Origin of the sequence: Massilia yuzhufengensis (assembly GCF_900112225.1) — a bacterium.
Classification (GTDB): domain Bacteria; phylum Pseudomonadota; class Gammaproteobacteria; order Burkholderiales; family Burkholderiaceae_D; genus Telluria; species Telluria yuzhufengensis.
In genome coordinates, this window is the sequence record NZ_FOLD01000004.1 from 24,138 (window position 1) to 50,249 (window position 26,112).

A 26,112-nucleotide genomic window follows, 5' to 3' on the forward strand; every position below is an offset into this window, starting at 1 on the left:
TTTACGCGCCGCGCCCAGCTAACATCGCATGGGGTACGGGCTCAGACTCAAGTAATCAGACCAGGGGCGCCTATACCGTTGAGCTCGTGTCCAAATGTCAGACCTGACCCCGAAGTTGCGCGGGCCATTCGCTATACTGTCGGCTTCCGACTTCCGCGAGCCCACCATGACCGACACCGCCCTCTCCTACCGCGACATCGAACTGGCCGCCGGCCTCATCCAGGGCGCCGCCCACCGCACGCCGGTACTCACCTCCAGCACCGCCAACGCGCTTTCCGGCGGCACCCTGTTCTTCAAGTGCGAGAACTACCAGCGCATGGGCGCCTTCAAGTTCCGCGGCGCCTACAACGCCATCGCCAAGTTCGACGGCGCCCAGCGCGCGGCGGGCGTGCTCACTTTCTCGTCCGGCAACCATGCGCAGGCGATCGCGCTGTCGGCGAAACTGGCCGGCATCAAGTCGACCATCATCATGCCCAGCGACGCCCCGGCCCTGAAGGTCAAGGCCACCAGGGAATACGGCGGCGAAGTGATCACCTACGACCGCTATACCGAAGACCGCGAAGCGATCGGCCGGCGCCTGTCGCAGGAACGCGGCATGACGCTGATCCCGCCCTACGACCACCCGGACGTCATCGCCGGCCAGGGCACGGCGGCCAAGGAATTGTTCGAGGAAGTGGGCGAGCTCGATGTGCTGCTGGTCTGCCTGGGCGGCGGCGGCCTGTTGGCCGGCTGCGCGCTGGCGGCACGGGCGCTGTCGCCGTCGTGCAAGGTGATCGGCGTCGAGCCGGAAGCGGGCAACGACGGCCAGCAGTCGCTGCGCAAGGGAGAAATCGTCCACATCGCCGTGCCCAAGACCATCGCCGACGGCGCCATGGTGACCCATATCGGCGAACACAATTTCGAGGTGATCCGGCGCCACGTGGACGACATCGTGACCGTCACCGACGCCCAGCTGGCCCAGACCATGGCCTTCTTTGCCGAGCGCATGAAGATGGTGGTGGAGCCGACCGGCTGCCTGGGTGCCGCCGCGGCCCTGCATGGCGTGGTGGATGTCAAAGGCAAGCGCGTGGGCATCGTGATCAGCGGCGGCAACGTCGACCTGTCGCGCTTTGCCGAACTGGTCACGGCGGCCTAGATGGAATTCGTCCAGGCGCCCGGGCTGCCGCCGCCGGCGGGGCATTATTCGCAGGCCGTCGTCACGCGCGGCGGCATGGTCTACGTGTCCGGCGTGCTGCCGGCGCGCGACCTGGCCGACAACGCGTTCGACGCGCAGTGCGCCTCGGTGTTCGCGCAGTGCGAGCAGGTCCTGCGCGCGGCCGGCTGCGGCCTGGACGACGTCGTCCAGTGCACGGCCTACCTGGCCGGTGTCGAGCACTGGCCAGCCTTCAATACCGTGTATGCGGGCATGTTCGGCGACCATCGCCCGGCCCGTGCGGTGGTACCGGTGCCGGCGCTGCATTATGGTTTCCTGGTGGAAGTACAGCTGGTGGCAGAACGCGCGAATGGCTGAGTGATTCTTGTGCACATATGCCGCACGCGTGAACTAGCGTACAGAGGCGTATCAAAATGACACTGAAAATGGAGGCTCGATATCTAGGAGCCGACCATGAAGCGTCAACTCTCCCTCAGCATTCTCCTTGCGGCCCTGGCCGCCCCTGCCGCGATGGCCGGGTCCGACATCGTCAAGTGCGTCGACGGCGCCGGCCGCGTCACCCTGACCGACCAGCCCTGCGACACCGGCGCTGCCACCGTGCGCCTGGCCAGCATGCCGGCCGACGAAGGCTTCACCCGGGTGGAGGCGGCGCCGGTCGCGGTCGAGCAGGCCGTCCTGCCGCCGGCCGCCGTGCAGCGCCGCCAGGTGCTGCCGCGCGTGAAACCCATCAAGCCGATGATGCGCGACGTGGCCACGCTCAAGGCGGCCAGGGCGCAGTTCTTGCTGGGGGATGCGACGGCGGGGAGGCATACGCTGGCGACGCTGGATTGAGCGTGACGGGTGTTCTGCAAACGTCAAATTAGGATCCCGCCTGCGCGGGAGTCGCAGGCGCCAGTGGCGCCTGCGACGGTCTTTAGGCTACGTAATCAAGCACGTCGCTCCCGCGCAGGCGGGAATCCAAGTTTGCCCGCACTGCGCTAACCTTGATCAGTGCAAATCCCTCACCCTCGTCACCCCCACCGGCACAACCGCTGACGGCCCCTCCATCACCCGCAGCAGATCCAGCAACGCCGGATCCGTAATGAAATCCGCCGCCGACCGTGCCTGCAGCATGCGCTCCGGCGGCAGCGAGCGCGCCACGGCCCAGCCCTGCACATAGTCCACGCCGATCTCCACCAGCGTCTGCACGGTGGCCGCGTCTTCGGCCCATTCCGCGATGGTCTTCATGCCCAGGTTGCCCGCCAGGCTGACGATGGCCTCCACGATGGCCACGTTGGCCGGGTGGGCGTTGATGTTGACGATGAAGTTGCCGTCGATTTTCAGCACGTCGGCCGGCAGTTCCTTCAGATACGAGAACGAGGTGTAGCCGGCGCCGAAGTCGTCCAGCGCCACCTTCACGCCAAAACTGCGCACCTGGTCGATGAAGCGGCGTGTGTTATCCAGGTCGTGCAGGGCGACGCTTTCCGTGATTTCCAGGCACAGGCGGCTGGCCACGTGCACGTAGCGGCCGAGGATGTCGAAGGTGTCCTGCACGAAGCGCTCGTCGTTGAGCGAGGCGCCCGACAGGTTCATGCAGACGAAGCGGGTATTGACCAGCTGGTCCGCGTGCTCGGCGATCCAGGCCAGGGTGGTATTGAGCACCCAGCGGTCGATCACGCTGGCGCGCCCGCTTTTTTCGGCCGCCGAGATCACGCCGCCGGCCGGCACCACGCGGCCGTCCGGCTCGCGCATGCGCAGCAGCACTTCGAAGTTCAGCGAGCCGCGCGGGTCGGTCAGCGACATGATTGGCTGCATTTCCAGCAGCAGGCTCTCGGTCGCGTGCGGGCCCGACAGGCGCGCCACCATGTCCAGCTCGGCCGCGCGCTGGCGGAAGGCTTCGGCGCCGCGCTCGTACACCACCAGGCCTTCGCCGGTGCCCGTCTTGGCTTCGCGGCAGGCGCGGTCGGCGGTGGAGACGGCGTCCTTCATGGCGATGCCGGGCGTGACTTCGATCAGGCCGACCGAGCCGCGCACATGGAAAGCCTTGTCGCCCACGCGGTAAGGCGTGTTGCCGAGGCGGTCGACGATGCCGCGGCAGATGATCGAGGCCAGCGGGATCGCCGTTTCCGGCATCAGCACCACGAATTCGTCGCCGCCGACGCGGCCGATCTGCTGGCCGCCGGCCAGCATGGTGGCCATCCGCTCGCACACCTGCTTGAGCACTTCGTCGCCCGCCGCATGGCCGAACAGGTCGTTGATCAGCTTGAAGCGGTCGAGGTCGACGTAGGCCAGCGCCATCGGCTTGCCCGCCGCCAGGCCGCTGGCGGCCGCCGCGAATTCCTGTTCGATGCCGCGCCGGTTGTAGACCTTGGTCAGCGGGTCGTTGTTGGCCATGAACTGCAACTGCTCGGTGGCCTTGTGCTTTTCGGTGGTGTCCTGCAGCACGCCCTCGATGCGGGCGCGCGCCAGCGTGGCGCTGACCAGGAAGCGCTGGCTGCCGTCGCGGCTGGTCAGCTCCATCTCGGCCTCGGCCTGGGCGTGGACCTGCTCGTGCAGTTCGCTCCAGGTGCTCTCGGTGAAGAACTGGCGCCACGCGGTGCGGCCCGGCACGAAGCTGGCGATGCCGAGCATTTTCTGCAGCGCCGGGTTGACGCTCAGGAAGTGGCCATACATGTCGAGCGTGAATAGGCCCACCGGCATCGCCTGGTAAGCGTGCTCGAGTTCCTGCTGGGCCGCTTCGCGCTGCTCGGTCTCGACCCGCATCTGCTCGGCCACGGCGAGCGCGGCCAGCAGGCTGGACGCGAGCGCGGCGGTGACGCTGTTGATGATGCCCAGCAGCTCGCGCATGCCGAGCGCGGCCGACGCGACTTCGGCGATGGTGGCCAGAAAGCTGACCGCGAACGATGCCGCGAACCAGGACGCAACCCGGTTGCGCGACTCCGCGATAATCTTGAACAGGCCCACCGTCATGACCGAGAAACAGCACACGGTAATGCCCCACAGCAGCGGCAAATACATGCCATAAGGCAGCAGGATGGCGGCCGCCAGCATCGGCAGGCACAGCCACTGCATGATGCGCATCGGCAGCACGTAGCGCAGGGCGGCGATGTTATCGCGCAGCAGCGCCTGGTACAGGGTGAGCGTGGCGATGCCGTACAGGGTAATGGTCACCGAGCGGCTCAGCAGCAGCCAGTCGGAAGGAATGGTCTGGCCCAGCCACTGGATGTCCCAGCCGGCCGACAGCGCGCCGACGCGCAGGTTCAGGATCAGCCAGCCGGCGAACAGCACGTACAGCGGCTGGCGGTTGATCAGGGCGGTAATCAGGACGAACAGGGCCAGCACCACCATGCCGCCGTCGAGCAGGCCCGACTTGCGGTGGTATTGCTCGACCGACAGCGCGTACTGGTCGGCCGGCCATTGCAGCACCGCCAGGCGCGCCGGGCCCGAGAAACTGGCGCGGCACAGCAGAGCGGACGGCAGCGGCGCGAGCTTGAGCGCGAAGCCGGCTTTCGAGCCTTCGATCGCGCCGGTGCCGGCGCCGCGCGTGGCCGCGCCCAGCGGGGCCAGGCTGCCGGCGTCCCAGCAAGCGACGTCCAGTGCATGGCGGGACGGGAATTCGACCACCTGGCCGCCGGCACGCGGCATCGGCTCGAAGGCGAACCAGACCGGGGCTTCGGACAGGTGAGTGTCGTGGCCCGTTACCAGGTTGGAGCCCCTGGCGCGCGCCAGCGCGGCGGCAGGCGGGAGGGATGCTTCCTGCTGGACCGCCACCTGCATCGACAGCGGCACGTCGCCGACGGTGCGGTACTGGTCGTGCCAGAACACCAGGGCGATCAGCGAGACCAGGCCGATCCCCAGGGGGATCAGGTAGTACGAGAAGAATTTCAACACCCGTTCCAGTACCGCGTGCGAAGCGGCCAGGAGCGAAGAACGACGTTTGGGTGCTGGAATGGGCATAGGCGGCATCAAAGCGAGCGAAAGCAGCCGCCGTTGGGCGGCTGCGTCAAAGCGCAAGGATACAGCCTCGAAGGGATGCCGTCATGCAATATCTAATCAGGCGAAGCTGAATTCGCTTTCCAGCAACATGGGCCTTTCGTTCAGATTGGCGCGCCGCGCCTTTGCCACCAGCGGCGCGGCGGAGGCGCCGATATCGATGTCCGGGTGATGGGTGTGGAAGAAGAAGTTCAACAGCGGGTGGCGGGCGTCGGTATAGCGCTGTTCGAAGCTGGCGATCTCGAAGGCCATCACGCGGTGCGGGATGTTGCCGACGTGGCGCAGCGGCACCAGGCCCTGGTCCGGGAACACATCGGTGAACAGCATCTGCTCGTACTGGCGGTCGACCGGCGGGCGGCCGGTGGCCACCGAATAGTCGATCGCATGCTGCTGGCAATACAGGAAGCAGGCCTTGATCAGCGCCACCTTGACCACCCGTCCGACGCGGCCTTCGTCGATGCCCAGGCGCGTTGCTTCCACCAGGCGGCGGCCCTGCAGCCAGTCCGGCAGCACGATCGACTCCTCCACCCCCAGCGGGCGATCGAGGTTGGTGCGGATGCGGGTGCTGCCCAGCGCCGAGCCGTCCAGCTTGGACTCGGCCAGCAGCACGATGGTGTCGGCCTCGTAGTCGGCCGCCTCGGGCAGCGCCAGCGAGCGGGCGAAATCCGGCACGTGGCGGGCGTAGGCCGCGTGGCGGATCTGGACCGCCTTGAGCAGGTCCGCCTCGGTCTCAACCCGGCGAATGGTGAACGGCAGGCGCTCGATCGCGCGGCCGGCGGCGTGCGCTGGAAGAGCGGCGCGTCCCGATGCATTCGGAGCTTGGAAAACTGGGTCGAACAGCGACATGGCGGAGTACTCCTGGGTTGAGAGAATGAAACAGAACTTGTCTGATTCAAATTATCAATCCGTCTACCGACAATCTAACTGCTGAGCAGGCCCACTTTTACGCTTCTGTTTGTCCTACATCAATGCAAGATTTATCCTACATCAACCTGTTCGAAAAATTAACAGTTTGAACACACTCTCCTAAGGGCATGTGACAAAGGCTGACACAAAGAGATTGCCGCTTCCCTGCAAACCGTCCTACATGTTGCGAGCCGTCCCCGACACGCGGATCGATCCGCCCGGCTCGTCGCCAATCTCGGCAGTGAGGCGCGAACGCATGCCCATGTCCTCGCCCTGCACCACCTCGATGCGCCCGCCATGCGGCCAGCCGAGGTCGCGCAGGTAGCCGGCCAAGGCGGCGGTGCCGGCGCCGGTGGCCGGGTCTTCCAGCACGCCGCCGGAGGCGAACGGGTTGCGCGTATGGAAGCGCTGCGGGCCCTCGGCCCAGGCCAGCACGACCGTCACCAGGCCATGCTCGTTCATGAGGCGGCGGCCGGCGTCGAGCTGGTAGGCCATGCGCGCCAGGTGCTCCCGGCTGCGCAGCGCCAGCACCAGGTGGTCGGCGCCGCCATGGGCCAGCGCCGGTGGGATGCGCTCGTCGAGGTCGGCGCGGGTATAGCCGAACAGCGCCAGCGCGGCGTCGACCAGTTCGGGCGGGGCCGGCCGGCTATGGGTGGGCGGCGATTGCAGGCTGGCCGCCACGCGCTCTCCTTCGACCCGCCCTTCCACCGAAATGGTGGCCGCGTTCAGCGCCAGGTCGTAGCGGCCGTCGCCGAAGCGGCGCGCAAGCGCTGCGCCCAGCGCGATGGTGGCGTGGCCGCAGAAGGGCACCTCGGACTCGGGCGAAAAATAGCGCACGCGCCAGAGCTCGCCCTGCGGCGCGGCGAAGGCGGTTTCGGAAAAGCCGATGGCGTGGGCCATCGCCGCCATTTCGCCGGCGGGCGGCAAGGCGTCGCCGATCCAGACGCCGGCGGGGTTGCCGCCGGCCTCGCCATCGGAAAAGGCGGCGATGCGCAGGATGCTGGAAACGTTCATGGCAGGCCCCTTATGTACTTGAGTGACTGCCAATGATAATCCGGCCGCGCACCGGCTGCAGGGGCCCGCCTAAGGACAGCCCTGCTGCATGGCCGCCGCCATGTCTTCGGGCGACACGTCGCGGATATGGGTCGCCATCGACCAACGGTGGCCGAACGGGTCTTCCACCACGCCGTAGCGGTCGCCCCAGAACATGTCGGCCGGCGCCATGCGCGCGATGGCGCCGGCCTCCACGGCGCGTTCGAAGGCCGCGTCCACGTCGGCCACGGCCAGGTGGATGGTGACGGGCGAGCCGCCCAGCGTGGCGGGGCCGGTGGCGTCCCAGTCGGGGAACTCGTCCGTGAGCATGACCATGGAATCGCCGATGCGCACCGCGGCGTGGGCCAGCTTGCCGCCCGGCCCCGGCAGGCGCATGATTTCCGTGGCGCCGAAGGCTCGGGCATAGAAAGCGATGGCGTCGGCGGCGCCGGCGCAGACCAGGTGCGGCGTGACGGTGTGCATGCCGTCTTCGATGGGCTTGACAGGCTTGTCCATGGCTTCTCCTCAGGTGTGGAAAGAATAGAGACAGTAGCCGCCTTCGAAGGTTCAGGCATCTGCCAAAAGGCTTGACCGGGCGCGCGGCTGCGGCTAGTATTTAGACAATCATCTAATTAGAAACTCATCAAACATGGCAGCACCGCTGAACGAAGTGTTCAAGGCGATCGCCGACCCGACGCGGCGCGAGATCCTGCGCCTGCTCAGGCATGAAGAGATGAACGCGGGCGATGTGGCGGCGCGGTTCGACATGACCAAGCCGACCATCTCGCATCACTTTGCAGTGCTCAAGGCGGCCGGCCTCATCACCAGCCGGCGCGAGGGGCAGACCATCTGGTACTCGCTCGGCACCACGGTGCTCGAGGACGTGCTGGCCTGGTCGCTGGACATGGCGCGCGGCGCCGGCGGAGACAAACCATGAACAAGACGCCCACCAAGCCGATGTGGAAGCGCTTCCTGCTGCTGTACCTGGCGGTGCTCCTGCTGACCTTCAACCTGGCCCTGGCCGTCTACGAAGACCTGCCCTCGCTGATTCCCCTGCACTGGAACGCCAGCGGCGAACCGGACCGCTGGGGCGGGCGCGCGATGGTGTTCCTCCATTCGGCCGTCATGCTGGCGGTCGGCGCGCTGTGGATGGTGCTGCCGAAGCTGTCGCCGGCGCGCTTCAAGGTCGACGAGTTCGAAGCGACCTGGTGGTACGTGGGCATGGTGACGGTGTCTTGCCTGGGCTACCTGCAGTGCATGCACCTGTGGGGCGCCTGGCATCCCGGCTTCGACGCCGACCGCGCCATGCTGGGCGGGATTGGCGGGTTCTACGTACTGGCCGGCAACGTCACCGGCAAGCTGCGCCGCAATTTCTGGCTGGGGGTACGCACCCCGTGGACGCTGTCGAACGACCGGGTCTGGTACGCGACACACCGCTTCGCCGCCAAGACCATGGTGGCGGGCGGCGTGCTGGCCCTGGTGGTGGCCCTGGCCGGCTGGTCGCGCTGGCTGGCGCTGGCGGCCCTGGCGGGCGGGGTGTTGGTGCCTGTGGTGTTTTCGCTGGTGTACTACAAGCGCCTGGAACGGGCCGGGATGCTGGAGGCCTGAGCCTTCAGCGATCCAGCACGTCCTGCAGCCGGCGCGCCAGGAAATCCACCAGCGCCGCCACCCGCGGCGCCAGCGCGCCCTGTTTGTAAAAGACGGCCCACACCGGCTGGGTCCAGGCCAGCGTGGCGTCCTCCAGCACCGGCGCCAGCCGCCCGGCGGCAACGTCGGCGCGGGTAAGGAAATCCGACAGCGAAGCCACGCCGGCGCCTGCCAGCGCCAGGTGGCGCACCGTTTCGCCGCTCGAGGCGAGCACCGTCGGCGTGACCGTCCACCCCTCCCCGCCCGCATGCTGCAATGGCCAGGTGTTGAGCGACACCGGCGCCGTGAAGCCGAGCGTGCGGTGCGCCTTGAGCGCTTCCACGTCCAATGGGGCGCCGTACCTGGCGATATACGCGGGCGCGGCCAGCACGCGCAGGTGAGTGCTGCCGAGGCGGCGCGCGTTCAGGGTGGAATCGGGCAGCGCGCCGATACGGATCGCCATGTCGGCCCGCTCTTCGATCAGGTCGACGTAGGTTTCGCCGCTGACCAGTTCCAGCTGCACCAGCGGATAGGCTTCCAAAAATTCCGGCACCAGCGGCGCCAGCAAATGGTCGAGCGCCGGCGTGGCCGCGTTCACGCGCACCAGGCCCGAGGGCGCCGAACGGCGCGCGGCCGCTTCCGCCTCGGTATTGGCCAGGTCCGCCAGCAGGCTGCGCGCACGGGCCAGCAGCCAGCTCCCTTCTTCCGTCATTTGCAGGCGCCGCGTCGTGCGGTGCATCAGCGTCATGCCCAAATGGTCTTCCAGGCGCGAGATGGTGCGCGACACGCCCGAAGGCGTTTGACCGAGTCGCTCGGCGGCGTTCGAGAACGACCCGGTATCTATGACTGCAACAAACGCAATCAAGGCATCTACATCGATCATTCGTGACTCCTAGTCAAAAGTAAATTGTATGCCAAGGCATTTTTCTCCGCATGGCAAAACGGCACACTGCATGCCTGTTTCAACCATTGGCAACAAGGAGAACACCATGCCACTTGCACTCTGGGCGCTGACATTGAGCGCTTTCGCCATCGGCACGACCGAGTTCGTGATCGTCGGCCTGATCCCCACCATCGCCGCCAGCCTGGGCGTGTCGGTGCCTTCCGCCGGCCTCCTGGTGAGCCTGTACGCGCTGGGCGTGGCCGTCGGCGCGCCGGTGCTCACCGCCCTCACGGGCCGCGTGCCGCGCAAGCAGCTCCTGATCGGCCTGATGATGCTGTTCACCGTCGGCAACCTGGTGGCCTGGATGGCCCCCGGTTACGGCGCGCTGATGGCCGCGCGCGTCCTCACCGGTTTGGCGCACGGCGTGTTCTTCTCGATCGGCTCCACCATCGCCACCAGCCTGGTGCCGAAGGAAAAAGCCGCCAGCGCGATCGCGCTGATGTTCACCGGCCTGACCGTCGCGCTGGTCACCGGCGTGCCGCTCGGGACGTTCATCGGCCAGCACTTCGGCTGGCAGGCGACCTTCCTCGCGGTGTCGCTGCTGGGCGTGGTGGCGATGATCGGCAGCTGGATCCTGGTGCCGGCGAATATCGCCGGCAGCAAGCCATCGAGCCTGCCGGCCCAGCTCGCGGTGCTGAAGAAACCGCGCCTGCTGCTGGTGTACGCCATCACCACGCTGGGCTACGGCGGCTCCTTCATCGCCTTCACTTACCTGGCGCCGATCCTGCAGGAAGTCTCGGGCTTCGCGGCATCGAGCGTGGGCCTGGTGATGCTGGTGTACGGCGTGTCGGTCGCGGCGGGGAATATCTGGGGCGGCAAGCTGGCCGACCGCAAGGGCCCGCTGCCGGCGCTGCAGATCGTGTTCGCGCTGCTGGCCCTGGTGCTGCTGGTGCTCACCTTCACCGCGCCGAACAAGTGGCTGGTGCTGGCCACCGTCCTGGCCTGGGGCGCGGTCGCCTTCGGCAACGTGCCGGGCCTGCAGGTCTACGTGGTGCAGCGCGCCGAACGCGATGCGCCGCATGCGGTGGACGTGGCCTCGGGCCTGAACATCGCGGCCTTCAATGTCGGCATCGCGCTGGGCGCCTGGGGCGGTGGGCTGATCGTCGCCAAGCTCGGCCTGATGGCCACGCCCTGGATCGGCTCGCTGATCGTGGTCGGCGCCTTCCTTCTTACCACGCTGGCGGGCTGGCTCGATCGCCGCGACGGCGTGCCCGTCAAGGCCATCCACGGCGCCGCCGTCGCCACCCATTAACGCTTTATTAAAGGACTTACCATGAACATGCCACAACTTGGCCTCGGCACCTTCCGCCTGCAGGGACAAAGCGCGATCGACTCGGTGCGCAACGGGCTGGAACTCGGTTACCGCCACATCGACACCGCCCAGATCTACGGCAACGAGGAAGACGTCGGCATCGCCCTGGCCACCTCCAAGCTGGCGCGCGGCGAGGTCTTCGTCACCACCAAGATCTGGACCGAACACCTTGGCGGCGACGCGCTCGCGCCCAGCCTCAAGGAAAGCCTGCGCAAGCTGCAGCTCGACCAGGTCGACCTGGCGCTGGTCCACTGGCCCTCGCCCGCCAGGGCGGTGCCGGTGGCGGAATCGATGCAGGCCCTGCTCGCCGCGCGCGATGCGGGACTGACGAAGGCGATCGGCATCTCGAACTTCCCGGTGGCGCTGATGCGCGAGGCGATCGACGCCGTGGGCGCGCACAATATCGCCACCAACCAGGTCGAGCTGCATCCCTACCTGCAGAACCGCAAGCTAGCCGCCTTCGCCCGCGAGATGGGCATCCATGTCACCGCCTACATGCCGCTCGCCTATGGCAAGGTGATGGATGAGCGTGTCATCACCGCGATCGCTGCGCGCCTTGGCGCCTCGGCGGCGCAGGTGACGCTGGCCTGGCTGCTGGCCAAGGGCTACGCCGTGATCCCCTCGTCGACCAAGCGCGCCAACCTGGCCGGCAACCTGCTGGCGGACAGCCTGGTGCTGGCGCCGGAGGACATTGCCGCCATCGATGCGCTTGATAACGGCGGCCGCCTGGTCGACCCGGCGTTCGCGCCGGCCTGGGACTGACGCAGCCTACTCGTCCAGCTCCGGATAGTGGCGGAAAATCCCGTTCTCGTTGAACGGGATGCGCCGCGGCGAAGCCAGGTAGGCCGCGATGTTGGGGCGCGCCGCCACGCGGTCGCGCAGCAGGGCCAGGGCCGGGTACTCGCCTTCCAGGCGCTTCATCGCATTCGGGAAGGCGTAGCGCAGGCCCTCGATCACCTGGAACAGCGACAGGTCGGCGTAGGTCGGCTTGTCGCCCACCAGCCAGTCGCGCGCTTCCGGGTTGGTGAGGATGCGCGAGAAGTAGGCGAAGAACTTGGGCAGGCGCGTCTCGATGACATCGGCGGCGCGCCGCTGCGCTTCCGGCTTCTGGTCTTCGTAATACAGCGAGGTGGCGATCGGGTGGTGGGTGTCGTGGATCTCGGTGACCAGGTCGGCGATGGTCAGCTGCAGCTGGTGGGTCCACAGCCGGCCAGGGTCAGTGCGCGGCGCCAGGCCGTGCTGCTCGCCGAGGTAGAGCAGGATGTTGGCGACCTGGCCGATCGTCAGCTCGCCCGTCTTCAGGAAGGGCGGCGCGAAGGCGGGGTGGGATTCGGTGTCGAGCGCGGAGTTCAGGAGCTCGATGCCGCCCTTGCGGCGCGCCACGTCCACGTACTCGGCCCCGGCTTCCTCGAGGGCAAGGCGGACGAACTCGCCGCGCCCCTGGATATCCGGCCAGTAGAAAAGTTCATACGCCATCGCACACCCCGTGTCCCATTCGGCCTGGCGCAATTATGGGTGATGAAACAGAAGCGTGTCGCCGCACAAACATGGTAATCTTGTATTGCCTGTCAGGCGAAAACAAAAAGTCGACATCGAGAGAGACAACATGAACGCAAGCCTTTCTAGCGGTTCCTTTCACCTCCGCCTGACCTACCCGGGCACCAGTTAGCTTGTCGGCCTTCCAGCAAGGCAGGCGTAATTTCTGCTTTGCAAGCCTGCCGTCCCCCAGATAAAGACAGTGGCGCCTTCTTGCGCCCGCACCTTTACGCCGACTGGAGCGCTCCCATGATCCTCGCTCACCTGACCAAGCATTGGCTGGCCCGCCGCAGCCAGTACACGTCCGCCTCCTGGATGCTCAGCATTGCGCGCAGCCTGCGCGTGCTGCGCTACTGGCGCGAGCACCAGGCCCTGTGCCGGCTCGACCTGGTGCGCCGTTTCGTCGCGGCCCCGCACAACGACGACCTGTTCCACCACCTGAGCCACCGCAGCTACCTGGCGCAAGACCTGAGCCCGCGCCAGCGCGTGCAGTGCGTGCTGTCGCATTACCGTTTTGAAGATACCGCTTTCAGCAACGCCTACCACCAGGCCGTGTACGGCGGCGGCGGGCTCACCCTGTGGCAGCACGACACCGGCCCGCACAACTTCCTGTTGCGCCTCGAAATGGCGCCGCGCCACGACGCCGAAGGCGACCTCACCATCTCGCTGGTGGCCGACGGCAAATACCTGCACCGCCTGTCCTATACATGGGTCGACGGCCAGCTGGCCGGCGTCGCCCTGCCCACTGTGCCTTTCGTCACGCGCAACCAGGGCCGCTGGACCGATTCCGGCGCCGCCTTCGACGCCTTCGAAGAAGCCTTTCCCAACAACTCCCCCAGCTTCTTCTGCTTCGCGGCGATGCAGGGCGTGGCGCAGGCCCTCGGCATCGACCAGGTCGTGGCCATCAAGTGCAGCGCGCACATCGCCTACAACCCCGCCGACGTCAAGCACTTCGAGAACGCCTACGACGGCTTCTGGAAGATCCTGGGCGGTATCGAGATGCCGGGCCGCAGCTACCTGATCCGCCTACCCTTCTACCTCAAGCCGCTGGCCGACATGCCATCCAAGCACCGCAAGCGGGCAGCCCAGCGGCGCGAGTTCTGGCGCGCCATCGGCGACTCCACCCGCAGCACGCTGCTGCGCCACATGGTCCCGGCGACCAGCCCGCACACGCGCACGGCCACCGAGCCGCTTACTGCCGAAGCCTGAACATTGCCACTTCCACCACGCCCGCCCGTGGCCGTGGTACACTGCCGCCTCGCTAGGGGTCCTGGTTCGCATGCAAGCGCGATCCGGGTGAGAGATACCCTTCGTACCTGATCTGGATAATGCCAGCGAAGGAAAGCGCAACGCAGTCCACAATCTTGTTTGCCCTTCCCCCACGTTGGCTCCGGCTTTTTTGAAAAGCAGCGCGCCCCCTATGCGTGGCGCGCGAAAACGAGCAAACCATGACATTCAACCTGAAGTATTCCGTCCTCGCCTGCGCTGTCCTGCAGGCTTTCGCACCATTGGCACAAGCCCAGCAACTTGATGGCGTCGCCTCGGTGGTCGTCACCGGCAGCCGCTGGGTCGCCAGCGACCGCGCCAGCATCGGCGGCTTCACCGACGCGCCGCTGCTCGACACCCCGGCCTCGATCACGGCGATCAGCAGCACCCAGATGCTCGACCTGTCGATCCGCAACGTGACCGACGCCGCGCGTTTCGACGCCTCGGTGGGCGACGCCTACAACGCGGTCGGCTATGCCGAACAGTTCTCGATCCGCGGTTTCGCGCTGGATAACGCCAGCAGCTACCGCAAGGACGGCATCGCCATTTCGGCCGATACCCAGATCCCGCTGGAGAACAAGGAACGCATCGAGGTCCTGCGCGGCCTGGCCGGCCTGCAGGCCGGCGTTGCGGCGCCGGGCGGCATGGTCAACTTCGTTACCAAGCGCCCGACCAGCACCTCACTCCGTTCGGCGCTGGTCGAAGTGAGCGAGCGCGGCACACTGCACGGCGCCATCGACCTGGGCGGGCGCTTCGAAGACCGCCGCTTCGGCTACCGCATCAACGCGGCCGCCGATAAGCTGCAATCCTATGTGCGCGGCGCCGACGGCGAGCGCCAGTTCGTGTCCGGCGCTTTTGACTGGCAAATCACCCCGGACGCCCTGCTGCAGCTGGACCTCGACCACCAGCACCGTTCGCAAATCACCGCGCCCGGCTACCAGCTGCTGCGCAACGAAGTGCTGCCGACCGGCGTGTCGCCCAAGACCCTGCTCAACGACCAGCCCTGGACCCGCCCGGTGGACACCGACAGCAGCAACGTGGGCCTGCGCTTCGAGTACCGCCTCAACCCCGACTGGACCCTGACCGCCAACGCCAACAAGCACTGGTTCAAGCGCGACGACTACACCGCCTTCCCCTACGGTTGCAGCAACGAGGGCGACGGCTTCTATCCGGGCTACTGCTCCAATGGCGACTACGACGTGTATGACTACCAGAGCGTGGGCGAGCGCAAGACCCCGTGGGGCGCCCAGGCCATGCTGCAGGGCCGCTTCGCCACGGGCGCGGTGCGCCACGCATTGACCGTCGGCGCCAGCGTCTCGGAGCGCCACGACAGCTACGGCGAATACGTCTACGACTACGCCGGCTACAGCAATATCTGGAACAACCAGGCCGTCGCCCCGGCCCCGGGCACCCCGTCCACCGGCCCGGTGATGGAACGCCGCAACGACGTCGAACGCGCGCTGTTCGTGCAGGACGTGGCCACGCTCACCGAGCGCCTCACGCTGCACACCGGCCTGCGCTACGTGAAGCTCAAGCGCGACGAGCTGGAAGACATCGAGCAGGGCTGGGTGCATTCGAAGGACTCCTTCGTGCTGCCGAGCGTCGCGATGGTGTACAAGCCTGCGCGCGACTGGAGCGTGTATGGCTCGCTGAGCCACGGCCTGCAGCACGGCGGCATCGCCGAGATGGGCACCGCCAATGAAGACGCGGTACTGCCGCCGAGCCGCTCGAAGCAGGTGGAAGTGGGTCTGAAAGGCATCGTCAACAACGCAGTAATGGTGTCGGCCGCGGCCTTCGACATCCGCCAGGGCCTGGAGTACGTCAACGCCGCCAACAGCTTTGTCCGCGCCGGCCAGCAGCGCCACCGCGGCGTGGAAGTGGCGGCGCAGGGCAAGCTCGATGCGGGCCTGAACTACAGCCTGTCGCTGATGGCGCTGGACGCGAAACAGACCGGCACCGGCGACGCCGGCGTCGAAGGCAAGCGCGTGACCAACGTGCCGGAACTGCGCTCGACCGCCTGGGTGGAATACGCGGTGGCGGCCCTGCCTGGCCTGAAGGTGGACGCGCTGTGGCAGTACGCGGGCAGCAAGGCGTTCGATCCCGCCAACCGCGCCATCGTGCCCGGCTACCACGTGGCGGCGCTGGGCGGCTCGTACGCACTGCGCGTTGGCGGCGTTTCCACCATCCTGCGCGCGCGCGTGGACAACGTGTTCGACAAGTTCTACTGGCGCGATGTGACGCAGTCGCTGGGCGGCTACCTGCTGCCGGGGGCGCCGAGGACGTTCAGGGTGTCGGCGCAGTTTGATTTTTAAGGGAATGCGTGTCGCCTCCCGGGGGCGATACGAAGGACGACAGCCTTGAAACCGTCGTACCGGCGAAGGCCGGTACCCAAGTTCGCTGCATTGCGTTAGCGTGGCAAAGCAGGCGCATGCGGTTTGCGGAAGAATTGGGTCCCGGCCTGCGCCGGGACGACGGTCTTTCGGTTAACGAAAAAAGCGGGCGTTAGCCAGATTGCTAAGGCAATACGAAGGACGACAGCCGCGAGACCGTCGTACGCGCCACTGGCGCCTACGACTACCGGCGAAGGCCGGTACCTAAGTTCGTTGCGTTGCGTTAGCGTGGCAACGCAAGCGCGTGAGGTTTGAAAAGGAAATTGGGCGAAATGATGCCAGCGGCATCATTTCGGCCTGCGCCGGGACGACGGTCTTTCGGCTAACGAAGAGAGCCGGCGTTAGCGCTACGCAGCGTAACTCAATCCGCCAAATCGGCCAGCTTGCCCAAGCACCGCCGCTGGAACCCGTTCAAGCCCACGGCCACGAAGCTGTCTTCCGCTTCGATCACGCCTGCATCGAGCAGCAGGCGCAGCTTGGCGATGCGGTCGCCCTGGGCCAGGGCCTCGGCCAGGTGCGAGGGGTCGGGCTGGCCGGACTCTTCGATCGCTTCCACCACCTCAGGCGGGAAGTCCCAGTGCAGTGCGATCACCGCCGACAGCTGGCGGCTGGCCGCGAACAGGTCGGTCCCGAAGGCGCCCGAGCCCGGCACCTTGCCTGCGCAGATGCGGTCGGCCACCTGGAAGGCGACCTGCAGGCCCACGTTCTGCATCAGGCCGGCCAGGTAGGATTCGAACACGCCGGCCGACAATCCGGGCGCCATCACGCTGGCGGCAAAGGCGCAGCGTTCGGAGTGGCGCCACACGTTCGGGGCCACCTGGCGGGCGACGCCCTGTACCTTGACCTTCACCAGCGGGCGGAAGGCGATCCGGGCCAGCAGCATGCGCAGGCCGTTCAGGCCCAGCATGGTGACCGCGCCTTCGAGCGTCTCGATCGGCTTGACCGGGCGGTAGTAGGCGCTGTTGGCCTCGCGGATCACTTCGGCGACCAGCACCAGGTCGCGCCCCACCTCGGCCGACAGCGCGGCGGTGGAGATGTTTTCGTCGGACAGGGCGCCCAGCAGCTGCGCCACCAGTTCCGGGATGCGCGGCACCAGGCCGGACGCGTTCTCGGGATCGGCGCTCAAGGCGCGCACCTCGGCCAGGATCTGCTCTTCCACCTCGCTGGTGGCGTTGGTGCCGCTGGACGCGGTCAGCCAGCGGTAGAAGGCGGAGTCGATCTCGGCCGGCATGTCCTCGTTGTCCAGCACGGCGGCCGCGACCGCGCCGGCAGGGGTTGGCGTTTCCTTGTCGCTGCCGCCCAGCAGGCGGCCTATCCAGTTTTTCACAGCACACCACCGTCATGGGAAGCAGAGAAAACTATTTTAATACTATACGGCAATAAATTACCAGACTGGCGCAGCTTTTCTTGTCGCCGATCTAGGCAGCGCCAAGCAGCGCCTCGACCTGGCGCAGGCGTTCAGGCAGGCTGCCCGCCAGCAGCACATACGGGATCGCGCGCGCGTCCAGCGTCTGCACCAGCATCCGGTGCACCTTCTGGCGCACTTCTTCCGATTCGCGCTGCAGGCCGTCCGGCTCCCACGGGCCATCGGGCGCGGTGACGAAGGTAAAGGCGTAGTCGTGGCTGCCGTCCAGGCGCGCCAGCTGCGGGTCGACCCGGCCCCAGTACTGGCGGCTGTACAGCGCCGTCATCAGCGGCGTGGTGTCGCAGAACAGGAAGCGCGTGGCGCGCGCGGCGGCGGCATCTTCGCGCGCGCGCTGGGTGCGGGCGATCGGGTACTGGTCGCTCTCGAAAGGCACGCGCGCGTGGGTGTCGACGAATTCGCGCAGGTATTCGGGCACCCATACGCTGCCGTAGTGCGCGGCCAGCGCTTCGGCCAATGTCGACTTGCCGGACGATTCGGCCCCGAGGATGGCGACCCGCTGCACAGCCCCGCTCACGCATCCCTCCGCGCGATGTTCGACCAGGCGCGCAGGCCCGTATAGGCCATCAGCACGAAGATCGCGTACAACACCGCCGTCAGGTTCAGGCCTTTAAAGACATACAGGCCCACGTAGAGCACGTCCACCACGATCCAGACCAGCCAGTTCTCGACCTTCTTGCGGCCAAGCAGGAGCTGGCCCACCAGGCTGCCGGCGGTCAGGAAGCCGTCCGCATGCGGCACGTCGGTGTCGGTGAGATGGTCGAGGAAGGACGACAGCAGCACGAAGCCGAGGATCCAGCCGCCGATCGCCCAGGACCATCCCCGCCGCGTCAGGCGCGTGACCACCAGCTGCTGCTCGCCCGCGCCATGCAGCCACTGGTACCAGCCCCATACCGACGCGGCGATGAACACGAACTGCAGGCCCATGTCGCCATACAGCTTGGCATCGAAGAACACCACGGCATAGGTCGCGGACGAGGCGATCGAGAACAGCCAGGCCCAGTGTTTCTGGCGAATGTTCAGCGCTACGGTCGTCACCGCCAGCAGGAAGGAGATCAGTTCCAGCGGCGTGGTGCCGAAACCGAGGACGGTGAGCGAGTCGTTCATGGAAGCAGTCTTGGGAGGGCGCAGCCGGGTCAGCGGGCGATTATGGGAGCTGGCCGCCGAATGCGCAAGCCGTACCGTCCGGATCCGGACACCATTGCCCGCAGCCGGGCAAGCCGCAAGCGCGAAACCGGCCCGCGCCCGGGCAAACGGTGCTGGCACGGTGCTTGCAATAGTGACCAGCATGGACCAAGCACTCAACCCTGAATTCATCCGCCGCCGCCAGCGCATCCGCGCCGCCATCGGCATCCTGCTGCTCGCCGGCCTCCTCGCGAGCTGCTGGTTCCTGAACCGCCTGCTGCGGCCCAGCGTGCCTGAAGCGGACATCGTGGTGTCGACGGTGCGGCGCGGCGATGTGGCCAACACCATCAATGCGGCCGGCGTCGTGATTCCGGTGCACGAGGAAGTCGTGGCCAGCCCGGTGGTGAGCCGCATCGCGCGGGTCCATGCCAAGCCTGGCCAGCAGGTCAAGGCGGGCGAGCTGCTGCTGGAACTGGACGACCGCGATATTCGCCTGGCCCTCGACGCCCTGCACGAGCAGCTGGCGCAGCAGGAGAACCGCATCCTGGCCATGCGCATCGACCTGGAACAGAAGCACAAGCAGCTCGCCAGCAGCATCGAGCTGCTCGAGCTGGACCTGCTGTCGGCGCGCGCCAAGCAGGAGCGCAACCAGAAGCTGCGCCAGAGCGGACTGGTGTCGGGCGAGGACCTGCTGGCTTCGGAGCTGAACGTCAAGCGGGGCGAGATCCAGCTGCGCCAGCAGCGCGAGCTGATCGCCGACAGCCGCCGCTCCACCGCCAGCAGCATCGACGGCGCCCGGCTGCAGAAGGAGATCCTGCAGAAACAGGTGGCCCAGCAAGAACGCATGCTGGCCCAGGCCCGCGTGACCGCGCCCTTCTCCGGCATGCTCACTTCGCTGGTGCAGGACGAAGGCGCCAGCGTCGCCGCCGGCCAGCTGCTGGCGCGCGTGTCGGAGCTGAACAACTACCGCGTCGAGGCCACGCTGTCCGACTTCCACGCGCGCCTGCTGGCGCCCGGCCAGGTCGTGCGCGTCGAGCAGAACGGCGAGGTCATGGCCGGGCGCGTGAACACGGTGCTGCCCGAAATCCTCAATGGCACCGTCAAGCTGCTGGTCGACCTGGAAAAACCGGGCAACCCGCTCCTGCGCAACAAGATGCGGGTCGACGTCAACATCGTCACCGCGCAAAAGAATGGCGCGCTGGTGCTCGATACCGGCGCGGCCTTCAACGGCAGCGGGCGCCAGGCCGCATTCGCGGTACTGGACGGCGTGGCGCGCAAGACCACCCTGCAACTGGGCAGCAGCGACGGCCGCCTGGTGGAAGTGGTGGCCGGCGCGCGGCCTGGCGAGCGCTTCATCGTTTCCGACACCAAGGCTTTCGAGAACCTCGACAGCATCCGCATCACCAATTAACCACGACGAAAACAAGACTGGGGCAAGCCATGATCAAACTGAACAAGGTCAGCAAGACCTACCGCACCGACAAGGTGGAGACGCTGGCGCTGAAGGATGTCGACCTGCACGTGAAGAAGGGCGAGTTCGTCGCCATGATGGGGCCCAGCGGCTGCGGCAAGAGCACCCTGCTCAACCTCATCGGCCTGCTCGACCGTCCCGGCCAGGGCAGCATCGAGGTCGAAGGCATTCCTGTCACACGTTACCGCGACAAGCAGGTCGCCAGCCTGCGCAACAGCACCTTCGGCTTCATCTTCCAGAGCTTTCACCTGATTGCCGACCTGCGCGTGATCGACAATGTCGAGCTGCCGCTGCTGTACCGCAGCATGGCGGCGGGCGAGCGGCGCCGGCTGGCGCGCGCGGCGCTGGAAAAGGTGGGGCTTGGTGCGCGCATGGACCACTATCCCAACCAGCTCTCGGGCGGCCAGCAGCAGCGCGTGGCGATCGCGCGCGCCATCGTCGGCCGGCCGCAGGTACTGCTGGCCGACGAGCCCACCGGTAACCTCGACAGCAAGATGGGCGAGGAAGTGATGGACATCCTGCTCAAGCTCAACGAAGAAGGCACGACCGTCGTCATGGTCACCCACGACGAACGCGAGGCGCGCCGCACCAGCCGCATCGTGCGCGTGTTCGACGGCCAGCTGGTCGCATAAGGGGAGCCGCATGTTCCGCAATTACCTGCTCACCGCGTGGAAGGTCTTCATGCGCCGCAAACTCTTCACCCTGATCAACCTGCTGTGCATCGTGCTGACGCTGGTGGTGCTGATGGTGATCGCCTCGCTGCTCGAAACCGCGTTCCGCCCGTCCGGCGTGGAAGGCCGCAGCGAGCGCTTCCTGCAGGTGTTCATGATGCGCATGGACAGCCCCAAGGGCGACGCCCGCAGCACCTCGCCGCTGGGCTTCAAGCTGATCGACAAATACCTCAAGCCGATGCCGGGCGTGGAGCGCGTGGCCGCGGTCACCATGCCGCAGCCGGTCTCGGTCTACCAGGGCGATGCCGTGAGCGAGCTGCAGATGCGCCGCGCCGACGCCGACTACTGGAAGATCCTCGACTTCCGCCTGCTGGCCGGGCGCCTGCCCACCAGCGCCGACGATGCCGCCGCGCGCCACGTCGCGGTGCTCAACGCCACCACCGCGCGGCGCCTGTTCCCCGGCACGCCGCAGGTGGCGGTCGGCCAGCGCATCGACGTGGGCGGCCAGTCGTTCGAGGTCATCGGCGTGGTGGGCGACGCCATGCACCTGAACGCCTACGCCGACATCTGGGCGCCGATCAGCACCTATGCCTCGAGCGACTACCGCAGCCAGCTCACCGGGCCCTTCATCGCGCTGATCCTGGCGCACAGCGCGGCCGACCTGCCGCGCATCCAGCGCGAGGTGCAGGCTATTGCCAGCGGCGTGCCACCGGACGACCCCAAGCAGTGGAAGACCATCCGCTTCTGGGCCGACAGCAAGCTCGACCTGTTCGCCCGCATGACCATCGGCGGCAACGAAGACACCGATTCGGGCGCCGCCAAGCTGGTCTCGATCATCGTCGTCGCCATGCTGCTGTTCATGCTGCTGCCCGCGCTGAACCTGGTCAACCTGAACACCGGCCGCATCCTCGAGCGCCGCGCCGAGATTGGCGTGCGCAAGGCCTTCGGCGCCACCAGCGCCCAGCTGGCGGTGCAGCTGGTGGTCGAGAACGTGCTGCTGTGCCTGTGCGGCGGCCTGCTGGCGCTGGGCGCCACCGTGCTGGTGCTGGCCTGGCTGGAAAGCGCCGACCTGATTCCCTACCTCGAAGTCAACCTGAACCTGGCCGTGTTCGGCTGGGGCATGCTGATCGCCACCGTCTTCGGCCTGGTGTCGGGCGTCCTGCCCGCCTGGAAGATGTCGCGCCTCGACCCCGTCCACGCCCTGAAGGGAGCCACCTGATGTTCCGCCATTTATTGACACTGACCTGGAAGCGCAAGTCCAGGAACCTGATGCTCAGCCTCGAGATCCTGCTCGCCTTCTGCATCGTCTTCGCCGTCGCCGCCTTCGGCCTGCGCTACTGGCAGCTGTGGGGCATGCCGATCGGCTTCGAGAGCCGCGACCTGTGGTCGGTGTCGCTGCACGTGGGCGACGAAGAGAAGACCCGGATCGACGCCGCCACCTACGACAGCCTCCGGCGCGGCCTGGCCGAACTGCCCGAGGTGCGCGGGGTGTCCTTCGCCAGCTTCGAACCCTATGCCGGCTCGACCATCTCCACCGACCTGCACCGCCCCGGCGCCGACGGCGGCAAGGGCCGCGGGGTGCGGGTCGAGATGCTCGATGCCGACGACCGCCTGGCCGGCGTGCTGGGACTGCGCGTGGTCGAGGGCCGCTGGTTCTCGGAACTGGACAACGGCAGCGCCGAAGGCGGCGCGCGGCCGGTCGTCATCAACCGCCGCATGGCCGCCGCCATGTTCCCCGGCGAGCGCGCGCTGGGCCAGGTGTTTACCGACAAGGACGGCGACCAGCCGACGGTTTCCTACCGCGTGGCCGGGGTGGTCGACGCCTACCGTCCCAAGGGCGAGCTGTCCTCGCCCGTCAACTTCGTATTCACCCGCTTCGAGGCCGGCCGCAACGACCGCGACGCCCGCACTATCATCCTGCGCGTCGCGCCAGGCACCGAGCGCGCTTTCGAGAAGCGCCTGAACAGTCGCCTGAAGCTGATCCGCAACGACTGGTCGTACCAGATCACGCCGCTGCCGGCGCTGCGAACCTCGGTGCTGAAGGCGCAGATGGTGCCGCTGGTCGTAGTGGGCATCATCGCCGGCTTCATGCTGCTGATGGTCGCCTTCGGCCTGTTCGGCGCGCTGTGGCAGAACACCACCCAGCGCATCCCGGAGATCGGCCTGCGCCGCGCGGTAGGCGCCAGCGCGGCCCAGATCTACCGCCAGATCGTGGCCGAGCAGTTCATGCTCAGCTCCGTCGCCATCGTGCTGGCGCTGGCCCTGCTGGTGCAGCTGCCGCTCACGCAGGTACTGGGCGAGAGCATGAACTGGACCGTCTTCGCGGCCGCCGCCGGGCTGTCGATGGCCGTGATCTATCTGCTATCCTTGCTGTGCGCCCTGTACCCGGGCTGGCGCGCCAGCCGGCTGAGCCCGACCGAAGCGCTGCACCATGAATAGAACCATGAAAGACATCGCCTGATGGAAGCACCCCGCACCCCGCGCATCCTGGTCATCGACGACGATGGCGCGGTCCAGATCTCGCTGGCCCTGCTGCTCAAGCAATCCGGTTTCGACGCGCTGCGCTGCGACGGGCCGGACGAAGCCCTGGCGCTGCTGGGACGCGACCCGGCCGAGCGCGGACCGATCGACCTGGTGCTGCAAGACATGAACTTCTCGCTGCAAACGGGCGGCGCCGAAGGCCTGGCGCTGCTGGCCGCCATCCGCGAGCGCCACCCTGCCCTGCCGGTACTGCTGATGACGGCCTGGGGCTCGATCTCGCTGGCGGTGGCCGGGATCAAGGCCGGCGCCGCCAACTTCTTCACCAAGCCCTGGGACAATACCCAGCTGGTCGAGCTCATCGCCGCCACGCTCGACCTGGCCGCCCCGGGCGCGGCCGGGCCTGGCCGCAAGGCGCTGGACGACAGCTTCGACTTCGGCGCCATCGTCGGCGAACACCCGAAGCTGCTGCGGGTGCTGGCCACCATCGGCCAGGTCGCGCGCACCCGCGCGCCAGTGCTGATCCTGGGCGAGAGCGGCACCGGCAAGGAGCTCGTGGCCGACGCCATCCACCGCAACAGTCCGCGCGCCGGCCAGCCCATCATCAAGATCAACATGGGCGCGATCACGCCCACTTTGTTCGAGAGCGAGATGTTCGGTCACGTGCGCGGCGCCTTCACCGACGCCCGCAGCGACCGCAAGGGCCACGTCGCCTGCGCCGACGGCGGCACCCTGTTCCTCGACGAGATCGGGGAGCTGAACCGCGGCGACCAGGTCAAGCTGCTGCGCGTGCTGCAAGACCAGCGCTACCAGCCGGTCGGCGCCAGCCGCAGCGAACAGGCCGACATCCGGGTAGTCTCGGCCACCAACCGCGAGCTGGCCGAACTGGTCGCGGCCGGCGAATTCCGCGAAGACCTGTTCTACCGCCTCAATCTGATCACGATCCGCCTGCCGCCGCTGCGCGAACGGCGCAGCGACATCCCGCTGCTGGCGCGCCACATCGCGGCCAAGGTCGCCGACAGCTACGGCCTGGGCGAAGCCGCGCTCACGCCGGGCGCGCTGGACTGGCTGGGCGCGCAGGCCTGGCCGGGCAACATCCGCCAGCTCAAGCAGACCCTGGAACGCACCCTGCTCCTGGCCGGCAAGCCGCAACTGAGCCACCACGATTTCGCCGCCGCCGGCCAGCTCGACGACGCCGCCGGCTCGCCGCGCCTGGGGCTGGAAGGCATGACGCTGGAGCAGGTCGAACGGCGCATGATCGAACAGGCGCTCGACCAGCACAGCGGCAATATCACCCGCGTGGCCAAGGCGCTCGGCCTGTCGCGCACCGCACTGTACCGGCGCCTGGAACGCCACGGCCTGGCCGAGCCAGGCCACGAACCGGGCGCCGGGGCCATGGAATGACGCTGCGCCTGCGGCTGGGCGCCTACCTGGTCGGCCTGCACCTGCTGCTGTTCATCGCGGCCGGCCTGCTCTTCATCAAACAGCCGCTGCTGTTCGTGGGCGCCGAAGCGCTGCTGGTCCTGAGCCTGCTGGCCGGCTTTGCGCTGTTGCGACGGGCGCTCGAGCCGCTCGGCTACACGCGCCGCTTCCACGACCTGCTGCAGGACCAGAACTATGCCAACCGCCTGGCCGCGCCGGCCTCGCACGAACTCGAGGAGCTGGTCGGCATGTTCAACACCATGCTGGCGGCGCTGCACCGCGAGCGCCTGGCCGCCGGCGAGCAGCAGGGCTTCCTCGACCGCCTGCTGGAAGCCACGCCGAGCGCGGTGCTGGTGTTCGATTTCGATGGGGCGATCAGCCTTGCCAACGCCAGCGCGCTGTCGCTGCTGGACCTCGGGCCGGGCCGCCCGCAAGGCAAGCCGCTGGCGGCCTGGCTGTCGGGCGAGGCCCCGCTCGCGCCCGGCCTGGATGCGCGCGCAAGCGAGCGCAGCCTGGACCTGATCGCCCAGCTCGACGCGCTGGCGCCGGGTGACAGCCACATGCTCACCGATACCGAAGGACGCCGCTACCGCGCCCAGCGCGGCCAGTTCTTCGATCGCGGCTTCGCCCGCCACTTCCTGATGCTCGAGGAACTGACGACGGAACTGGAAGACTCGGAACGCGCGACCTACGCCAAGCTGGTGCGGGTGCTGGCGCATGAAGTGAACAACACGGTGGCCGCCACCCGTTCGGTGCTCGATTCGCTGCTGTTCTACCGCAGCCAGCTGGTGGACGCCGATGCGGTGGATTTTTCCACCGCCATCGAGGCGGTCAAGCGGCGCAACGTCAGCCTGGGCGAATTCATCGACCGCTTCACGCGCGTGGTGAAAATGCCGGCGCCGGAACTGCGGCCGACCAGCATCCGCGACATGGTCGAGGACATCCTGTGGCTCAACCGCGATCAATGCGCGAAGAACGGCATCCGCCTCGGCTGGCGCCGCTGCGACACGGCGCCGCCGCAGCTGCTCGACGTGCAGTTGATGGAAGGGGCGCTGCTGAACATCGTGAAGAATGCGATCGAGGCGGTGCTGGCGCGCCAGGCGATGGGGGTGGCCGGCGGCTATGTGGAACTCATCCTGGAGCGGGACGATGAGGGGACTGTACTGGCGGTGGTCGATTCGGCCGATTTGCTGGGCGAGGTCGCGCCGCGCCAGCTGTTCACGCCCTTCTTCAGTACCAAGCAGGGTGGCCAGGGGATCGGCCTGATGTTCGTGCGCGAGGTCCTGATGCGGCACGCTCTGGCGTATTCGCTGGCGTCCACCGGCCAGGGCGAAACCCGTTTCGAAATCCGGTTTGCGTAGGGTGGGCGGGAGACCCGTCCACCCC

At 67.3% G+C, this 26,112-nt stretch carries 24 protein-coding genes and 1 riboswitch; of the genes, 15 read left to right on the forward strand and 9 right to left on the reverse strand.

Annotation, left to right across the window (positions count from 1 at the left end):
• The first annotated feature begins 166 nt into the window (after window positions 1-166).
• The 3 genes from BM031_RS04865 (at window position 167) to BM031_RS04875 (ending at window position 1,984) form a co-directional block, all read left to right on the forward strand.
• Window positions 167-1,135, forward strand: coding sequence for a threo-3-hydroxy-L-aspartate ammonia-lyase (locus BM031_RS04865; protein ID WP_091872407.1), 969 nt, complete (start codon window positions 167-169; stop codon window positions 1,133-1,135).
• Window positions 1,136-1,510, forward strand: coding sequence for a RidA family protein (locus tag BM031_RS04870; RefSeq protein WP_091871876.1), 375 nt, complete (start codon window positions 1,136-1,138; stop codon window positions 1,508-1,510).
• Window positions 1,511-1,606: 96 nt separating this feature from the next.
• A complete protein-coding gene (locus tag BM031_RS04875; protein ID WP_091871877.1) occupies window positions 1,607-1,984 on the forward strand; it encodes a DUF4124 domain-containing protein in 378 nt (125 codons plus the stop codon).
• A gap of 156 nt (window positions 1,985-2,140) precedes the next feature.
• Here the strand turns inward: BM031_RS04875 and BM031_RS04880 are convergent, their stop codons facing one another.
• The 4 genes from BM031_RS04880 to BM031_RS04895 all read right to left on the reverse strand — a co-directional run bounded on the left by BM031_RS04880 (window position 2,141) and on the right by BM031_RS04895 (window position 7,579).
• Window positions 2,141-5,023 carry a putative bifunctional diguanylate cyclase/phosphodiesterase gene (locus BM031_RS04880; RefSeq protein ID WP_229408642.1) on the reverse strand — a complete coding sequence of 961 codons (2,883 nt, stop codon included), beginning with the start codon at window positions 5,021-5,023 and terminating at the stop codon, window positions 2,141-2,143.
• Between the two features lie 162 nt (window positions 5,024-5,185).
• Entirely contained in the window at window positions 5,186-5,971 is a 786-nt protein-coding gene (locus BM031_RS04885) for an N-acyl amino acid synthase FeeM domain-containing protein (RefSeq protein WP_229408581.1), read from the reverse strand.
• 237 nt (window positions 5,972-6,208) lie between these two features.
• Window positions 6,209-7,045 (reverse strand): PhzF family phenazine biosynthesis protein, encoded by an 837-nt coding sequence (locus tag BM031_RS04890; protein WP_091871879.1) that lies wholly within the window; start codon window positions 7,043-7,045, stop codon window positions 6,209-6,211.
• Window positions 7,046-7,114: 69 nt separating this feature from the next.
• Window positions 7,115-7,579, reverse strand: a complete 465-nt coding sequence (locus BM031_RS04895) for a VOC family protein (protein ID WP_091871880.1) — start codon at window positions 7,577-7,579, stop codon at window positions 7,115-7,117.
• Between the two features lie 133 nt (window positions 7,580-7,712).
• On the opposite strand from BM031_RS04895, the gene BM031_RS04900 reads away from it, so the two are divergent.
• Both BM031_RS04900 and BM031_RS04905 read left to right on the forward strand, forming a co-directional pair.
• Window positions 7,713-8,000 (forward strand): autorepressor SdpR family transcription factor, encoded by a 288-nt coding sequence (locus tag BM031_RS04900; protein WP_307185670.1) that lies wholly within the window; start codon window positions 7,713-7,715, stop codon window positions 7,998-8,000.
• The gene (locus BM031_RS04905; RefSeq protein WP_091871884.1) at window positions 7,997-8,671 is read left to right on the forward strand and encodes an SdpI family protein; all 675 of its coding nucleotides are present in this window, start codon (window positions 7,997-7,999) and stop codon (window positions 8,669-8,671) included. Before BM031_RS04900 ends, BM031_RS04905 begins: the two co-directional genes overlap by 4 nt.
• A gap of 4 nt (window positions 8,672-8,675) precedes the next feature.
• Here BM031_RS04905 and BM031_RS04910 read toward each other — a convergent pair whose 3' ends face one another.
• On the reverse strand, window positions 8,676-9,572 hold the full coding sequence (locus tag BM031_RS04910; protein ID WP_091871887.1) for a LysR family transcriptional regulator: 897 nt from the start codon (window positions 9,570-9,572) through the stop codon (window positions 8,676-8,678).
• A 106-nt stretch (window positions 9,573-9,678) separates the two neighbouring features.
• Here BM031_RS04910 and BM031_RS04915 point away from each other — a divergent pair, with 106 nt between their 5' ends.
• Both BM031_RS04915 and dkgB read left to right on the forward strand, forming a co-directional pair.
• Window positions 9,679-10,884 carry an MFS transporter gene (locus tag BM031_RS04915; protein ID WP_091871890.1) on the forward strand — a complete coding sequence of 402 codons (1,206 nt, stop codon included), beginning with the start codon at window positions 9,679-9,681 and terminating at the stop codon, window positions 10,882-10,884.
• Window positions 10,885-10,905: 21 nt separating this feature from the next.
• The gene (gene dkgB / locus BM031_RS04920) at window positions 10,906-11,706 is read left to right on the forward strand and encodes a 2,5-didehydrogluconate reductase DkgB (protein WP_091871892.1); all 801 of its coding nucleotides are present in this window, start codon (window positions 10,906-10,908) and stop codon (window positions 11,704-11,706) included.
• Between the two features lie 6 nt (window positions 11,707-11,712).
• Here dkgB and BM031_RS04925 read toward each other — a convergent pair whose 3' ends face one another.
• On the reverse strand, window positions 11,713-12,420 hold the full coding sequence (locus BM031_RS04925) for a glutathione S-transferase (RefSeq protein ID WP_091871895.1): 708 nt from the start codon (window positions 12,418-12,420) through the stop codon (window positions 11,713-11,715).
• Window positions 12,421-12,729: 309 nt separating this feature from the next.
• Here BM031_RS04925 and BM031_RS04930 point away from each other — a divergent pair, with 309 nt between their 5' ends.
• Both BM031_RS04930 and BM031_RS04935 read left to right on the forward strand, forming a co-directional pair.
• Window positions 12,730-13,689: a DUF535 family protein gene (locus BM031_RS04930; protein WP_091871898.1), complete on the forward strand. Its 960-nt coding sequence runs from the start codon at window positions 12,730-12,732 to the stop codon at window positions 13,687-13,689.
• A 44-nt stretch (window positions 13,690-13,733) separates the two neighbouring features.
• Window positions 13,734-13,840, forward strand: a riboswitch (TPP riboswitch).
• 88 nt (window positions 13,841-13,928) lie between these two features.
• Window positions 13,929-16,058 (forward strand): TonB-dependent siderophore receptor, encoded by a 2,130-nt coding sequence (locus BM031_RS04935; protein WP_091872413.1) that lies wholly within the window; start codon window positions 13,929-13,931, stop codon window positions 16,056-16,058.
• Window positions 16,059-16,497: 439 nt separating this feature from the next.
• Here BM031_RS04935 and BM031_RS04940 read toward each other — a convergent pair whose 3' ends face one another.
• The 3 genes from BM031_RS04940 to pnuC form a co-directional block, all read right to left on the reverse strand.
• Window positions 16,498-17,463 carry an HDOD domain-containing protein gene (locus tag BM031_RS04940; RefSeq protein ID WP_091871901.1) on the reverse strand — a complete coding sequence of 322 codons (966 nt, stop codon included), beginning with the start codon at window positions 17,461-17,463 and terminating at the stop codon, window positions 16,498-16,500.
• 91 nt (window positions 17,464-17,554) lie between these two features.
• Complete coding sequence (locus BM031_RS04945) at window positions 17,555-18,076, reverse strand: AAA family ATPase (RefSeq protein WP_091871903.1); 522 nt, start codon at window positions 18,074-18,076, stop codon at window positions 17,555-17,557.
• On the reverse strand, window positions 18,073-18,666 hold the full coding sequence (gene pnuC / locus BM031_RS04950; RefSeq protein ID WP_091871906.1) for a nicotinamide riboside transporter PnuC: 594 nt from the start codon (window positions 18,664-18,666) through the stop codon (window positions 18,073-18,075). Before pnuC ends, BM031_RS04945 begins: the two co-directional genes overlap by 4 nt.
• A 181-nt stretch (window positions 18,667-18,847) precedes the next feature.
• Here pnuC and BM031_RS04955 point away from each other — a divergent pair, with 181 nt between their 5' ends.
• From BM031_RS04955 to BM031_RS04980, 6 genes are read left to right on the forward strand one after another with little or no spacing between them, the layout of a single operon-like run.
• A complete protein-coding gene (locus BM031_RS04955; protein ID WP_091871909.1) occupies window positions 18,848-20,095 on the forward strand; it encodes an efflux RND transporter periplasmic adaptor subunit in 1,248 nt (415 codons plus the stop codon).
• A 29-nt stretch (window positions 20,096-20,124) separates the two neighbouring features.
• Entirely contained in the window at window positions 20,125-20,787 is a 663-nt protein-coding gene (locus tag BM031_RS04960; RefSeq protein WP_091871911.1) for an ABC transporter ATP-binding protein, read from the forward strand.
• 10 nt (window positions 20,788-20,797) lie between these two features.
• Window positions 20,798-22,045 (forward strand): ABC transporter permease, encoded by a 1,248-nt coding sequence (locus tag BM031_RS04965; protein WP_091871914.1) that lies wholly within the window; start codon window positions 20,798-20,800, stop codon window positions 22,043-22,045.
• Window positions 22,045-23,265 (forward strand): ABC transporter permease, encoded by a 1,221-nt coding sequence (locus BM031_RS04970; protein ID WP_091871917.1) that lies wholly within the window; start codon window positions 22,045-22,047, stop codon window positions 23,263-23,265. Before BM031_RS04965 ends, BM031_RS04970 begins: the two co-directional genes overlap by 1 nt.
• 21 nt (window positions 23,266-23,286) lie before the next feature.
• A complete protein-coding gene (locus tag BM031_RS04975) occupies window positions 23,287-24,708 on the forward strand; it encodes a sigma-54-dependent transcriptional regulator (protein ID WP_091871920.1) in 1,422 nt (473 codons plus the stop codon).
• Entirely contained in the window at window positions 24,705-26,087 is a 1,383-nt protein-coding gene (locus tag BM031_RS04980; protein WP_091871923.1) for a sensor histidine kinase, read from the forward strand. The genes BM031_RS04975 and BM031_RS04980 overlap by 4 nt, the downstream gene beginning before the upstream one ends.
• Window positions 26,088-26,112: the final 25 nt, after the last annotated feature.

Excerpts from the sequence above, each read along its gene's own strand:
- BM031_RS04965 (WP_091871914.1), top strand. The coding sequence starts at position 20,798 with ATGTTCCGCAATTACCTGCTCACCGCGTGGAAGGTCTTCATGCGCCGC.
- BM031_RS04875 (WP_091871877.1), top strand. The coding sequence starts at position 1,607 with ATGAAGCGTCAACTCTCCCTCAGCATTCTCCTTGCGGCCCTGGCCGCC.
- BM031_RS04910 (WP_091871887.1), bottom strand. The coding sequence starts at position 9,572 with ATGATCGATGTAGATGCCTTGATTGCGTTTGTTGCAGTCATAGATACC.
- BM031_RS04925 (WP_091871895.1), bottom strand. The coding sequence starts at position 12,420 with ATGGCGTATGAACTTTTCTACTGGCCGGATATCCAGGGGCGCGGCGAG.
- BM031_RS04955 (WP_091871909.1), top strand. The coding sequence starts at position 18,848 with ATGGACCAAGCACTCAACCCTGAATTCATCCGCCGCCGCCAGCGCATC.
- pnuC (WP_091871906.1), bottom strand. The coding sequence starts at position 18,666 with ATGAACGACTCGCTCACCGTCCTCGGTTTCGGCACCACGCCGCTGGAA.
- BM031_RS04870 (WP_091871876.1), top strand. The coding sequence starts at position 1,136 with ATGGAATTCGTCCAGGCGCCCGGGCTGCCGCCGCCGGCGGGGCATTAT.
- BM031_RS04935 (WP_091872413.1), top strand. The coding sequence starts at position 13,929 with ATGACATTCAACCTGAAGTATTCCGTCCTCGCCTGCGCTGTCCTGCAG.
- BM031_RS04895 (WP_091871880.1), bottom strand. The coding sequence starts at position 7,579 with ATGGACAAGCCTGTCAAGCCCATCGAAGACGGCATGCACACCGTCACG.
- BM031_RS04915 (WP_091871890.1), top strand. The coding sequence starts at position 9,679 with ATGCCACTTGCACTCTGGGCGCTGACATTGAGCGCTTTCGCCATCGGC.
- BM031_RS04900 (WP_307185670.1), top strand. The coding sequence starts at position 7,713 with ATGGCAGCACCGCTGAACGAAGTGTTCAAGGCGATCGCCGACCCGACG.
- BM031_RS04975 (WP_091871920.1), top strand. The coding sequence starts at position 23,287 with ATGGAAGCACCCCGCACCCCGCGCATCCTGGTCATCGACGACGATGGC.
- BM031_RS04865 (WP_091872407.1), top strand. The coding sequence starts at position 167 with ATGACCGACACCGCCCTCTCCTACCGCGACATCGAACTGGCCGCCGGC.
- BM031_RS04885 (WP_229408581.1), bottom strand. The coding sequence starts at position 5,971 with ATGTCGCTGTTCGACCCAGTTTTCCAAGCTCCGAATGCATCGGGACGC.
- BM031_RS04930 (WP_091871898.1), top strand. The coding sequence starts at position 12,730 with ATGATCCTCGCTCACCTGACCAAGCATTGGCTGGCCCGCCGCAGCCAG.
- BM031_RS04890 (WP_091871879.1), bottom strand. The coding sequence starts at position 7,045 with ATGAACGTTTCCAGCATCCTGCGCATCGCCGCCTTTTCCGATGGCGAG.
- dkgB (WP_091871892.1), top strand. The coding sequence starts at position 10,906 with ATGAACATGCCACAACTTGGCCTCGGCACCTTCCGCCTGCAGGGACAA.
- BM031_RS04905 (WP_091871884.1), top strand. The coding sequence starts at position 7,997 with ATGAACAAGACGCCCACCAAGCCGATGTGGAAGCGCTTCCTGCTGCTG.
- BM031_RS04980 (WP_091871923.1), top strand. The coding sequence starts at position 24,705 with ATGACGCTGCGCCTGCGGCTGGGCGCCTACCTGGTCGGCCTGCACCTG.
- BM031_RS04970 (WP_091871917.1), top strand. The coding sequence starts at position 22,045 with ATGTTCCGCCATTTATTGACACTGACCTGGAAGCGCAAGTCCAGGAAC.
- BM031_RS04960 (WP_091871911.1), top strand. The coding sequence starts at position 20,125 with ATGATCAAACTGAACAAGGTCAGCAAGACCTACCGCACCGACAAGGTG.